The following is a 13,133-nucleotide window of genomic DNA, read 5'->3' as shown; positions in this document are numbered from 1 at the left end:
CTATGAACTAACCTTTGCTATTTCTCTATTTATTTTTTTAGAGAAGCTTCATATTCTTTATACTCTTTATCTGTAGCCGGTACTTTAATTTCACCGTCTGTAATTTTCTTTTCAAATTCTTCTACTTTTGTTAAAATTTCAGGGTTAACTTTTTTCACGTTATCAGTTGTTTTTGAAATACCAATACCGTCATCTTTTAAGCCAAACGCTTCAATTTTTCCACCTTTTAACTTTCCATCTTTTGCTTCTTTAGCTACTTTTTCTACAGCTACATCAACGCGTTTTATCATTGAAGTTAATGTTACATTTTCAGGCATACCTTCTTGATGTTGGTCACGGTCAACACCGATTACCCAAACATTTTCACCTTTTTTCTTACGGTTTTTCGCTTCAGTGAACACACCGTTACCTGTACCACCAGCAGCATGATAAATTACATCTACGCCTTGACCGTACATTGCTGAAGCAAGAACTGTACCTTTTTCAGGCTTATCGAATGCTTCTGCATATTCAGATACGATTTCAATGTTTGGATTTACTGCCTTTGCACCAGCCTTAAATCCATTTTCAAATTTACTAATTAAATCACTCTTCATTCCACCAACAAATCCTACTTTATTCGATTTTGTTGACATAGCCGCTACTGCACCTACAAGGAATGATCCTTCATGATCTTTAAATGTAATGCTCGTTACGTTCGGTGCATCTACAACAGTATCTACGATTGCAAATTGTTGTTTTGAAGATTCTTTTGCAACTTCTTTAATTGCACCTTCTAATTTATAACCAATTCCGAAAGTTAAATCATATTTATCTTTTGAGAATTTTTTCAAATTCGGAATATAATCAGCTTCTTTTTCAGACTGAAGGTAACGATAATTTGTCTTTTCTTTTAAACCATTATCTTTACCAAACTTTTGTAACCCTTCCCAAGAAGATTGGTTAAATGATTTATCATCAACGCCCCCAACATCTGTTACGAGACCAACCTTGAAGTCTTTATTGTCTTTCGTGTCTTTCTTATCACTGCTCGCCTTATCCGAGTTACCACATGCACCTAAAACTGTACTTGCTGCTAATGTTAATGATAATAAAAGGCCTGCTTTTTTCTTCATACTAGAAACCCCTCCAAAAATGATATATATTTATTTATTCTTACGCTGCTGTCCCTTACTTCTTGCTGTCACCTCCCTAAAAAGGAATTTACCTACATACGCTTTCTTAATACGTGGAAGCTAAATTTATCAGCTCTAAAGTAATTGATAGAATATAAGATTGGCTCATCATTTTGATCATAGTGCATTTGTTTTAATACAAGCAGTGCTGTTTCAGGCTCACATTCTAAAATCGGTGAGATTTTCGGATGATAGCCAATTGGCTCAATGTGAGCAACCGCATATGTTATGCGCTTATGCGTGTTATTATGTATCACCGTTAATAATGATTCCTCATTGTAACCCGATAAATCTGGCAATATTTCTTTTGCAAGTTTATCGATACAATACACAACAGGTTCCCCATCTGCTGTACGCACGCGTTCAATCATCACTGCATTAAAACCATCTTCACTATTAAACTTCTCTTTTTCCTCTTCAGTTAAAGTTGTAGTAGATGATGATAAAAAGATTGTTCCTGGTGTTTTCCCCACACTAGAAATCATATCTGTAATACTAGAAAGTTGTTCTATTCCAGAAGAAAATAATGGCTTTGCATTTACAAATGTCCCTACACCATGTCTACGAATGACAACATTTTCTTCTTCTAAAATACGTAATGCTTCCCTTAAAGTCGCTCTACTTACGCCAAGTTCTTTCGCTAAATCAAACTCTGATGGTAACTTTTGTCGTTCTTTATAAGCCCCATCTTTAATTTTTTCTTTGATGTGATCAATCACCCGTAAATATAGGTGACGACTATCGGATTTTACTGACATAAGACTCCCCCGCATTTCAATTATTCGACCTCTGATGTAAGACTTCTTTTCTCTTTTTTCAACTTACAACATAGTACAAATGACTAACTACTAAAAATAAGCGCAATTGTCGAATAAATAATAATAATTTTTTAAGATGAAATTTTCACTCTTTACTGTATAAAAAAAACTTTGCACCATAAACATTCCTCATTTCGAGAAAAAGTTCGGCACAAAGATCCTTTACATCCTTTGTTACACACTTTTCCCCTCATAGTCTAGCAATTCATGGTTGCCAGGTAGAAACTTATGGACCTTATCTCCAAGATTATATGAGGCAGTGATTCTTTTCGAAGTAATCTTACCACTTGCTCTCATACGTGTCAACAAAATCCAACATTTTTCTGCATTAAATATCGAACATTTACATAAAACATACTCAAAGTATTCGTATTCTATAGGGACCCTATAAATGTAAGCCCTTTCTTTATTGCTGAGTATAGTATATAACAAAAACACTATATAAAAAAGCCTAATTGTAAAAACAATTAGGCTTTTTTTAAGAACTTTTTTCTTGTACATCATTAATGAGTACTTCTCTCGGTTTACTACCTTCATATGGACCTACTACACCATTCATTTCCATTGCATCAATTAGACGAGCAGCTCGCGTATAACCTACTCTAAACCTACGTTGTAGCATAGAAACAGATGCTGTTTGCATTTCCACTACAAGTTGAACCGCTTCATCATATAATTCATCTTCTACTTCCTGCTTCGTATCAGGAACATCTTGCGGAATCATATCTTCTTGATATTGTGCTTTTTGCTGTCCAATAACATATTCTACAACTCTCTCAACTTCATCATCTGATAAAAATGCGCCTTGTACACGTACAGGTTTCGATGCACCAATTGGTATAAACAGCATGTCGCCACGACCTAGTAGCTTTTCTGCACCACCACCGTCAAGAATTGTACGAGAATCTGTTTGAGAAGATACAGCGAATGCAATACGTGATGGAATATTTGCTTTAATAACACCCGTAATAACGTCAACTGACGGACGTTGCGTTGCAATAATTAAATGAATACCAGCAGCACGAGCCATTTGCGCTAGACGCATAATCGCATCCTCTACATCAGACGAAGCAACCATCATTAAATCTGCTAACTCGTCCACAATTACTACAATATACGGTAATTCGGGTTGTTTCGCTTCTGATTGACTATTATGTTCTTTTATATAATCATTGTATCCTTCAATGTTACGTGTACCACTATGAGCAAATAATTCATAACGACGTTCCATCTCACTCACAACTTTTTTCAATGCTTGCGATGCTTTTTTCGGATCAGTTACAACTGGCGTTAACAAATGAGGCACACCGTTATATACATTTAACTCTACCATTTTCGGGTCAATCATCATTAATTTTACTTCATGCGGTTTTGCACGCATTAAAATACTAACAATAATACCATTAATACATACACTTTTCCCGCTACCTGTCGCACCAGCTACGAGTAAATGGGGCATTTTATTTAAACGGGCTAATACAGCTTCACCTGTAATATCTCGGCCAAGACCAATTAACAACTTCTCTTCCGGATGATTATTAGCCTTAGAATCAAGAACTTCCCTCAGCGTTACCATCGAAACTTCTGAGTTCGGAACTTCGATCCCTACAGCTGATTTCCCGGGAATTGGCGCCTCAATACGAATGTCCTTTGCAGCTAAAGCAAGGGCTAAATCATCACTTAAACTGACAATTTTGCTTACCTTTACCCCCATATCAGGATACACTTCATATTTTGTAACTGCAGGACCTCTATGCACTTTGGTTACTTTCGCTTTCACTCCGAAACTTTGGAATGTACGTTCTAATTTACGAGCATTCTCATAAATTTCCGCGTTTTCATTTGTAACTTGCTTATTCTTTGGAAATTTTAATATATCAAGTGAAGGAAGCTTGTAATCTTTATTTTCTACATTTGAAAATTGCATAGGAGGTGCTTGCGCTTCACTCTCTAACGATTCAACGATTTTTTCTCCACGCTTTTTCTTTGATTCTTCAATTGGTGGAGTCTCTTCAATAAACGGTGAAGTGATCAAATCTTCTTGCTCTACTTCAATTCGTTTATCCTCTTCTTCATTTACAGGATAATTCTCAGTGAAATTTGAAATAATTGGCGGATCAATTTGGATTTCTTCCATCGGCTCAATAACTTCTTCTTGTTCTGCAGCACGTTTGCTTCTTGTACTTCTTGTTGTTTTTTTCTTTTCTGTTTGTTCAGCCGTTCTTTTGGATCTCCAATCTTTATAATCCCCTTGTATCACTTGAAATTGACTTCTAAGAATTCTACCAACTGGAGCTAACACTTCTCCAATATGTTTATTTGTTATACAGAGTACCCCGAGAATAACTAAAATAATTCCAATGATATAGGCTCCTACTTCGTCGAATAGGAAGTAACATGTCGCGAACATAAGCGCACCAAACATACCACCACCTAAATGAACGCTATCTGGCCCTTTTTTCATTTCAAGAAAGAAGTTATCTTTCGTACTCACAATAACAGAAGTATTTTGCACTGCTCCATCTTTTGTAAGAAGGTTAAATAATGTAATATGACTAAACATTAATATTGCCAATACAATTAAATAAAATCCAATTAACCGTTTATTTAAAAGGTTCGGCCATCCGCGTTTTATAACAAAGGAAACCGATAAAGCTATTACACCTAACACACCAATTATGTACCACTCACCAAAGAAGAAGCGAAAAAATAACACAAACGATTTCCCTACAACGCCTAGCTGTAAAATCGTAATGATTGAAAGTGCAAAAAGAGTTAAACCGACGATTTCATAATACAAAGTTGGCTTTATCGTACGTCTTGCCTTTGCCTTCGTCCCTCTTTGCTTTTGTTTTGCCATTTCTTCACCTCGTGTTCTACATATAAGTAAAGCTCTCCTAAAAACGCTCTATTTATATGTCTGTTTTCTCTATTTTTCAGGTCTTTATATCTTCTATTTTTACACTTCTTGTAAAATGCTAAATAAACAGAAGAAAGCAGCCTACTCATGGCTGCTCAACCGTCTTGTTTTTTATATTATACCATAGCTTCTAAACAAAATCCTTCTTTTTGCTAAAAGGTTATTTTCTGACCTGGCTCAAACTCTAAATAGTGAAGTGGGTCCGTACTTAGCACACGTACAATAGAATAACACCCATGTTCCTCTTCAGAAACCATTAATTCCACACCATTTATATTTACAACTTTTTGACTTTCACATTGTGAATAATCGGCCGGATACACTAGTTGCTCTGGCATAATTGTATATAAAATCATTGTAACATTGTCCCTTCTGCACTACCTTCCGCGCGAACATCGATTAATTCGTTTAATTTTCGAATTGCATTTCCAATACCACCAACATCATCTATAAGACCGTACTTTACTGCATCCCCACCAATTACATTCGTCCCAATATCTCGCGTTAAATTTCCTTTCGCAAACATAAGCTCTTTAAAACGATCTTCTGTTACTTTCGAGTGCTTCGTCACAAAACGAATGACTCTTTCTTGCATCTTATCCAAATACTCAAATGTTTGTGGCACACCTATGACAAGACCTGTTAAACGAATTGGATGAATTGTCATCGTCGCAGTTTCCGCAATAAACGAATAGTCAGTAGAAACAGCAATCGGTACACCAATGGAATGTCCCCCACCTAAAACTAAAGATACTGTTGGCTTTGAGAGTGAAGCTACCATTTCAGAAATTGCTAGTCCAGCTTCAACGTCACCTCCAACCGTATTTAATATTAACAGCAAACCTTCAATTTTTGGATTTTGTTCAATCGCAACAATTTGCGGAATGATATGCTCGTATTTTGTTGTTTTATTTTGCGGCGGTAATTGAACATGACCTTCCACTTGTCCGATAATCGTTAAACAATGAATACGTGATTCATTCATCTGTGGTACATTTGTCTGTCCAAGCTGTTGAATTTTTTCTACTATTGAAGCCTCTTTTCCAGCTTCTTTTGGCTCAGCTTCTTTTTCTTCATTTGTATATCGATCACGTTCTGTCATTTCGCATCCCCTTTCACTCGTATATAACTATTATTTCTTAAGTTATAAATTTCATTCGATAGGGTTAAAAAGAAAAAAAGATCACCCATAAGGGTGATCTTTTTTATACTTCCATAATAATCGGTAAAATCATAGGTTTTCTCTTTGTCTCTTCGTACAAGAACTGTCCTAATAATTCACGAATATTTTGTTTTAACATTGACCATTCAATCGAATATTCTTTAATTGACTGCTCAACAATCATACGTACAATCTCTGTAGATCGTTCAATTAACGCTTCTGATTCACGAACATATACGAAACCACGTGAAATGATTTCTGGACCAGAGATAATTTTCTTTTCATCTTTACCAAGTGTTACAACAACTACTAATATTCCATCTTGAGATAACATCTTTCTATCTCGAAGAACGATATTACCAACGTCACCTACACCTAATCCATCAATTAAAACATTACCAGCTTGTACTTTACCGACTAAGTTCGCTTCATCGTCACCAAAAGCAATTACATCGCCTTTTTCTACGATAAAGATATTTTCTCTTGTAATACCTACATCTTCAGCTAAATACGCATGTGCTTTTTGCATACGAAACTCGCCATGTACGGGTACAAAGTACTTCGGTTTCATTAAATTTAACATTAATTTTAATTCTTCTTGGCTACCGTGACCTGAAACGTGAACTTTTCTTTCGCCGTAATAAACAACTTCAGCTCCAGCTCTAAATAACAAATCAATAATTTTTGATACAGATATTTCATTACCCGGAATTGGCGAAGCAGCAATGATAACAGTATCACCTTTACGAATTGAAATTTGTTTATGTGCTTGTTTTGCCATTCTAGATAGAGCAGCCATCGGTTCACCTTGACTACCTGTCGTTAAAATAGCTACCTTTTTCTCTGGGAAGTTGTCTACTTCTTGTAATGAAATAACCATACCTTCTGGAACATCTAAATAACCAAGACGTCTTGCAATGTCTACTACTTTCACCATACTACGTCCTACTACGGCTACTTTTCGCCCTGTTTCGGCAGCTGCATCAAATACTTGTTGAATACGATGTACATTCGATGCAAATGAAGCAACGATAATACGACCTTCTGCACCGTAGAACACTTTAGAAATTTCTACACCAACTTCTTTTTCTGAACCTGTATACCCTGGACGCTCTGCATTTGTACTATCAGATAATAGGCAAAGTACACCTTCATTTCCGATTTGCGCCATTTTCCCAAGATCTGCTCCACTATTTCCAATTGGAGTTTGATCGAATTTAAAGTCTCCCGTATATACGATTGCACCTTTTGATGTATGGAAACAAACGCCAACAGAATCCGGAATACTATGTGTCGTTCCGAAGAATGACACTGTTGTAGTGTTAAACTCTACTGTTGAATTTGAATCGATTGTTTTTAGGTCTACACGGCCTAACATGCCCGCTTCACCAAGTTTTTCTTGTATAAGTCCTACTGTTAATTTCGTTGCATAGACTGGAATAGATAATTTACGAAGCACATACACAATTCCACCAATATGATCTTCATGACCGTGAGTAATAAATAAACCTTTTACTCGCTCTTCATTTTCCACTAAATATGTAATATCAGGAATAACGATATCAATTCCAAACATTTCATCTCCCGGGAACATTAACCCCGCATCTACGATAAAGATTTCAGAATCAATTTCAACACAGTACATGTTTTTCCCGATTTCACCTACTCCACCAAGAGCAAATACTTTAACAGACTCATTCTCTTTTCTCTTCATGTTGTTGCCTGGTTTAAAAATCTTGCAAACACTGATTTCACTAAAATTGCAGAGACACCAGGGGAAACTCTACAACCACCATATTTTCACCGTCCAAGACGAATGTCCTTACCGTTATGCGATATCATGTCCTTGTTTATTTTTTAAACCAGGTTTCACCTCTCTTTCATTATATAAATCAAATATCTTATTCGATATGATATGAAAATTTAATTAAATTATAATTTTTCCCAATTTTGCTAAGCATACCCGTACTAAGCTACTTAGCCATATTATACCTGATACAAGAAATAGAACACAAGTTAAATCGTGCGAAAGAAAAAGTAAAAGAAAGGAACAGCACTAAAAGTATATGGCTTATTTCCGCTGCTTTTATACTCCATGTTATTTGAAAAAAAACTTAAACACTTTAAATTACTTTCATTTGATGGATTTCCTAGATTTTTTTCTTGAATTGCACAAAAACACTTATAAAATGAAGCTTTTTTATAGATTACGTCATATTTGAGGCAATTCCTATAAAAACATAATCGAAAGTATTTTCTGTACTAGCAAATACTTTTCAACAAAATTAAAGATGTAAGATCCTTTTCTTATAAACATTGCATTACATGACAAAAGGCTATGAATTACAAAATCTAATAGAAATTTAATAAGGTTAAATTTTTAGCAGGATTTGACAGCCATTATCGAGAAAAAGATGTTGGAACCAAATTAATGAAAGAACAATATCATACTTTAACAAGTAGAGAACGCGTAGCGTAATATACTCGTTTTCAACATAAAATGTTTTCTATATTATAGGGGCATATACAGACGAGAAAGGCGATCCTAAAATCATTTTACAAAAGATTCACTTTAAAACAGATTCAAACATTTTCATATCAATAAAAAAATGACCTAGTTTCACACTAGGTCATTTTTATTAACGAGGAATAGATTGCATTACAGATTGTAACGTTACTCTTTCTTCTTCTGTTAATGGAAGAAGTGGTAAACGTACAGAACCTACATCTAATCCAACCATTTGTAACGCTGTTTTTACTGGAGTTGGACTTGGCGCCATAAATAACGAATCAGTTACTCTTACAAGTAATTGATGTAATTTTTGTGCCTTTTTAAACTCTCCTGCTTGAAATGCTGTAATCATTTCTTGCATTTCATTTCCGATAACATGAGATGCTACCGAAACGATACCTTTAGCCCCAACTGCCATAGCCGGTAACGTTAAACCGTCATCACCGCTGTATACCGCAAAGTCGTCCGCTGTTTTTTCAATGATTTCTGTCATTGTCAACACATCGCCGCCGGCATCTTTAATAGCAACAATGTTTTCTATTTCTGATAAACGAACAACTGTATCAACGGAGATTTGTACAATAGATCGTCCTGGAACGTTATATAGCATAACCGGAAGCGGCGTACTTTCAGCAATTGCTTTAAAATGCTGATACATTCCTTCTTGACTCGGCTTATTATAATACGGTGCTACTAGCATTACTGCATCCACACCAACTTCTGTTGCCTTTTTAGTTAAGTCAATAGAAGCATGCGTATTATTGCTACCTGTTCCAGCGATTACGGGCACTCTTTTATCGACAACAGATACGACATGGCGATATAACGCTACCTTCTCTTCTGAAGTTAATGTAGGAGATTCTCCTGTCGTTCCTCCTACCACGATTGCTGTTGTACCGTTATCAATTAAATAATTTACCAATTTCGTTGTCTTTGCAAAATCGATATTCCCGTTTATATCAAACGGTGTTACCATCGCGGTTGCAATTGTCCCAAAATCTATCATGGTCTCACTCCTTATTGTTCCAGTTGCTTTTCTTTTGAAAGCTCAAACGCACTATGTAATGCATTTACAGCCTCCACTAAATCAGTTTCTTTTACAAGAACCCAAATTGTTGTATGACTATCTGCCGATTGCAGGATTTGAATACCTTTTTCTGCTAAAGCTGTAACGATTTTCGCAGTAACCCCTGGGTATCCTGCCATTCCAGCTCCAACGATAGATACTTTCGCACAATGCTCTGTCACAATTGGCTCATATCCAAGGTTCTTTAATAATTTAACTGCATGACTTGATACATTATCACTCACCGTATATGCTACACCAGTAGGTGAAATATTAATTAAATCGACACTTATTCCTTCGTTCGCCATCTCTTTAAACACATGTTGTTGCAAATCATATGCCGTTTCTTTTGCAAGCACTTTAATTTGCGTTACGTTTGATACGTGGGCGATACCTGTAACAGGTCGTTCTTCTACATCACGACCTCTTGTAGCACCGTCATATGCTGAAATAAGCGTACCTTCACTATCAGAATACGTAGAACGTACACGAAGTGGCACTTTTGCATGCATCGCAATTTCAACTGCACGTGGATGAACGACTTTCGCACCTTGATAAGCCATGTTACAAATTTCGTTATACGTTACAGTTTGAAGATGACGTGCATCTTTTACAATACGAGGATCCGCAGTCATAACACCTTCTACATCAGTGAATATATCGATGTATTCAGCATGAAGTGCAACACCTAATGCTGAAGCTGAAGTATCACTACCTCCGCGTCCAAGTGTTGTCGTATCACCTTTTTTCGTTTGCCCTTGGAATCCTGTAACGACGATTACATCTACATTTTCTAACTCTTCATGTATACGATCGCAATTCATTTCAATAATCTTTGCATTCGTAAAGTCATCATTCGTTACAAAACCAGCTTGTGCACCATTTAATGCTGCTGCTTTTATACCGTTCTCATTCAACATATTAGAGAAAACAATTGCAGAGATTAACTCTCCGCACGATAATAATAAATCTTGCTCACGTTTAGAAATAGTAGATTCCTCTTGATTTACAAGACTTAATAACGTATCCGTTGCATATGGTTCACCTTTACGACCCATAGCAGATACGACAGTAACTACTTTATAACCAGCAGCTAATGATTTCTTTATATGATGAAGCGCATGCTTACGTCCATTGTCATCACGTACTGATGTGCCACCAAATTTTTGAACAATTATTTTCATATTTTGCACCTTCTCTTAGCCGTTTACACTAATTGTAATTTTACTAAGCGCTCTGCAATTTGAACAGAATTCCATGCAGCGCCTTTTAATAAGTTATCAGATACGACCCAAAGATGGAATCCTTTATCGTTATTTAAATCTTTACGGATTCTTCCAACGAATACTTCGTTTTTACCTACTGCAGTAGCTGGCATTGGATATAACTGCTCTTCTGGATTATCTTGCAGAACAATACCTTCCGCATTTGCAAGTAAGCTCTTTAATTCTGCTACTGTTACGCCTTCTTTTTCTACTTCGATGTAAACAGACTCAGAGTGTCCTGATACAACTGGTAAACGTACACATGTTGCCGCTACTTCTAATTCAGGCATATGCATAATTTTTTTTGTTTCGTTAATCATTTTCATTTCTTCAAATGTAAATCCATTATCTTGGAACTTATCAATCTGTGGAATCGCATTAAAAGCAATTGGGAAATGCTTCTTATCACCTGATACAGGAAGAACATTTGCCTTAACTTCTTCGCCATTTAAGATTGCTTGTGATTGTTCATGAAGTTCTTCAATAGCTGCCGCACCAGCACCTGATACAGCTTGATATGTGGAAACGATTACTCGTTTTAAACCATATTGCTGACGAACTGGCTCAAGAGCTACTACCATTTGAATTGTAGAACAGTTTGGATTTGCAATAATACCATTATGTTCTTTTAAGTCGTTTTCATTTACTTCAGGTACAACAAGTGGCACGTTTTCTGTCATACGGAATGCACTTGTATTATCAACAACAATCGCACCGCGTTTTGCTGCTTCTGGCGCTAATTGTTTCGATACAGATCCACCAGCACTAAATAGTGCGATATCTACTCCTTCAAAGCTTTCAGGAGTTGCCTCTTGAACTGTAAATTCTTCGCCTTTAAATACAAGTTTCTTACCTGCAGATCGTTTAGATGAAAGTAACGTTAATTTCCCGATTGGAAATTCTCGTTTCTCTAAAGTATTTAACATTTGTTCACCAACTGCGCCGGTTGCTCCAACTACAGCGACATGAAAAGTTTTTTGCTTTTCCATCACTATGCCCCTTTCTAGATACCAATCCTTCTATAACTTAGAATCAGAAGGAGTATACAATACCCCTTCTAATCTTAATAACGTTAATTTTATCATATTCTACAGTAAGAATGATGGTTTCATCAAAAATTGTCCGTTTTTTTTCGTTTTTTAATTCATATATCTGAATTTTTCTACGACCACCGGTTGCAATTGCTTTCCTTGCAGCGCTTCTAATACTGTATCTTCCAGTAACTCCATACGAGCTACCATTGAGTTCGGTTTTTTCTCTGGCGCATCTTGACCGAATGGGACGAAATAGATATTTTTTGTGGCCATTAAGCGCATGAGGTTGTTACCAACAGGGTGATAACAAAGCTAATGAATTTTTCATTTTTCTTCTATTATATATTTTTCCTCAAGTTTAGAAAAATTACAACGGGACCTCTTGAAAGAAATGAACTATGTCCCAGTAGGAGTTATATCCACAGCTGTAATTTTACAAGTTGAAATAGCGAATCTAAAGAGTGTAGGTGGAGGTGGATTTATAGGTATTGGCAAAGTACCTATCACTATACCAAGAGCTGTTTGTTCCACATTAAAGCCTGTTGCAATAGAACCATTACTTACTAAAAGATTCACTGTAGAACCAATCAGTGTATCTAGTAATTCTCTAATTGGTCGTTCACGACAATCACATTCGCACCCTAAATCGGCAGGTGGAAGTAATGTTAGAGGTGGTACTGTTAGTGAAAACCCTACCCCTATTACATCAGAAATATTGACCACGAAGGTTGTGGTACTAACTGGATCTGTAACTGTAACTAAAAAATCATTCACGGAAGTAATATTGAATAAAAAGAAACGAGGGGCTACGTTTGGTGCGTCTGCAATAGTGGCAAGAATCACAGTCTGCCCGACAAGTTGTTGCAAAACCTCCTGCATAGGGAAAACACAGCAATCACAAAGACAACCTTCAGTTGCTCCCGTTGGACCTGTTAGACCTGTTGGACCTGTTGGACCTGTTGGACCCGTTGGACCTGTTGGACCTGTTGGACCTGTTGGACCTGTTGGACCTGTTGGACCTGTTAGACCTGTTGGGCCTGTTGGACCTGTTGGACCTGTTAGACCCGTTAGACCTGTTGGACCTGTTAGACCTGTTAGACCTGTTGGGCCTGTTGGACCTGTTGGGCCTGTTGGACCTGTTGGACCTGTTGGACCTGTTGGACCTGTTGGACCTGTTGGAC

Annotated in this window: 10 protein-coding genes, 1 pseudogene and 1 riboswitch; all 11 genes and pseudogenes read right to left on the bottom strand. The window is 36.6% G+C overall.

The window, feature by feature from the left end; genetic code table 11:
* Window positions 1-29 precede the first annotated feature (29 nt).
* Entirely contained in the window at window positions 30-1,115 is a 1,086-nt protein-coding gene (locus CQ064_RS25105; protein WP_000725769.1) for a BMP family lipoprotein, read from the bottom strand.
* 92 nt (window positions 1,116-1,207) lie between these two features.
* A complete protein-coding gene (locus CQ064_RS25100) occupies window positions 1,208-1,933 on the bottom strand; it encodes a GntR family transcriptional regulator (protein ID WP_000114182.1) in 726 nt (241 codons plus the stop codon).
* Between the two features lie 233 nt (window positions 1,934-2,166).
* Window positions 2,167-2,268: riboswitch (purine riboswitch) on the bottom strand.
* 203 nt (window positions 2,269-2,471) lie between these two features.
* Window positions 2,472-4,853, bottom strand: coding sequence for a DNA translocase FtsK (locus CQ064_RS25090; protein WP_001118792.1), 2,382 nt, complete (start codon window positions 4,851-4,853; stop codon window positions 2,472-2,474).
* A gap of 212 nt (window positions 4,854-5,065) precedes the next feature.
* Window positions 5,066-5,269 (bottom strand): YlzJ-like family protein, encoded by a 204-nt coding sequence (locus CQ064_RS25085; RefSeq protein ID WP_000605020.1) that lies wholly within the window; start codon window positions 5,267-5,269, stop codon window positions 5,066-5,068.
* Entirely contained in the window at window positions 5,266-6,015 is a 750-nt protein-coding gene (tepA, locus tag CQ064_RS25080) for a translocation-enhancing protein TepA (protein ID WP_000139807.1), read from the bottom strand. Before tepA ends, CQ064_RS25085 begins: the two co-directional genes overlap by 4 nt.
* Window positions 6,016-6,118: 103 nt before the next feature.
* On the bottom strand, window positions 6,119-7,789 hold the full coding sequence (locus CQ064_RS25075) for a ribonuclease J (protein ID WP_000823071.1): 1,671 nt from the start codon (window positions 7,787-7,789) through the stop codon (window positions 6,119-6,121).
* A gap of 925 nt (window positions 7,790-8,714) precedes the next feature.
* Window positions 8,715-9,593, bottom strand: coding sequence for a 4-hydroxy-tetrahydrodipicolinate synthase (dapA, locus tag CQ064_RS25070; RefSeq protein WP_000564763.1), 879 nt, complete (start codon window positions 9,591-9,593; stop codon window positions 8,715-8,717).
* A gap of 11 nt (window positions 9,594-9,604) precedes the next feature.
* Window positions 9,605-10,837, bottom strand: coding sequence for an aspartate kinase (gene dapG, locus CQ064_RS25065; RefSeq protein WP_000692450.1), 1,233 nt, complete (start codon window positions 10,835-10,837; stop codon window positions 9,605-9,607).
* Between the two features lie 23 nt (window positions 10,838-10,860).
* Window positions 10,861-11,907 (bottom strand): aspartate-semialdehyde dehydrogenase, encoded by a 1,047-nt coding sequence (asd, locus tag CQ064_RS25060; RefSeq protein ID WP_000414846.1) that lies wholly within the window; start codon window positions 11,905-11,907, stop codon window positions 10,861-10,863.
* 150 nt (window positions 11,908-12,057) lie between these two features.
* Window positions 12,058-12,246 (bottom strand): annotated as a pseudogene (gene spoVFB / locus CQ064_RS25055) (dipicolinate synthase subunit B); the annotation flags it as partial.
* A 102-nt stretch (window positions 12,247-12,348) separates the two neighbouring features.
* Window positions 12,349-13,133, bottom strand: a 785-nt coding sequence (locus CQ064_RS25050) for a bclA protein (RefSeq protein WP_105559703.1), incomplete at its 5' end; no start/stop codon positions are given.

Source organism: Bacillus sp. MYb78 (assembly GCF_002975115.1).
In the GTDB taxonomy this organism is placed as follows: domain Bacteria; phylum Bacillota; class Bacilli; order Bacillales; family Bacillaceae_G; genus Bacillus_A; species Bacillus_A cereus.
The sequence above is the reverse complement of the archived record's forward strand: the minus strand, read 5'-3'. Positions and strand labels throughout refer to the sequence as shown.

Bases quoted from the DNA above. Each gene is read 5' to 3' on its own strand.
- CQ064_RS25105 (WP_000725769.1), bottom strand. From the start codon at position 1,115: ATGAAGAAAAAAGCAGGCCTTTTATTATCATTAACATTAGCAGCAAGT.
- CQ064_RS25100 (WP_000114182.1), bottom strand. From the start codon at position 1,933: ATGTCAGTAAAATCCGATAGTCGTCACCTATATTTACGGGTGATTGAT.
- CQ064_RS25090 (WP_001118792.1), bottom strand. From the start codon at position 4,853: ATGGCAAAACAAAAGCAAAGAGGGACGAAGGCAAAGGCAAGACGTACG.
- CQ064_RS25085 (WP_000605020.1), bottom strand. From the start codon at position 5,269: ATGATTTTATATACAATTATGCCAGAGCAACTAGTGTATCCGGCCGAT.
- tepA (WP_000139807.1), bottom strand. From the start codon at position 6,015: ATGACAGAACGTGATCGATATACAAATGAAGAAAAAGAAGCTGAGCCA.
- CQ064_RS25075 (WP_000823071.1), bottom strand. From the start codon at position 7,789: ATGAAGAGAAAAGAGAATGAGTCTGTTAAAGTATTTGCTCTTGGTGGA.
- dapA (WP_000564763.1), bottom strand. From the start codon at position 9,593: ATGATAGATTTTGGGACAATTGCAACCGCGATGGTAACACCGTTTGAT.
- dapG (WP_000692450.1), bottom strand. From the start codon at position 10,837: ATGAAAATAATTGTTCAAAAATTTGGTGGCACATCAGTACGTGATGAC.
- asd (WP_000414846.1), bottom strand. From the start codon at position 11,907: ATGGAAAAGCAAAAAACTTTTCATGTCGCTGTAGTTGGAGCAACCGGC.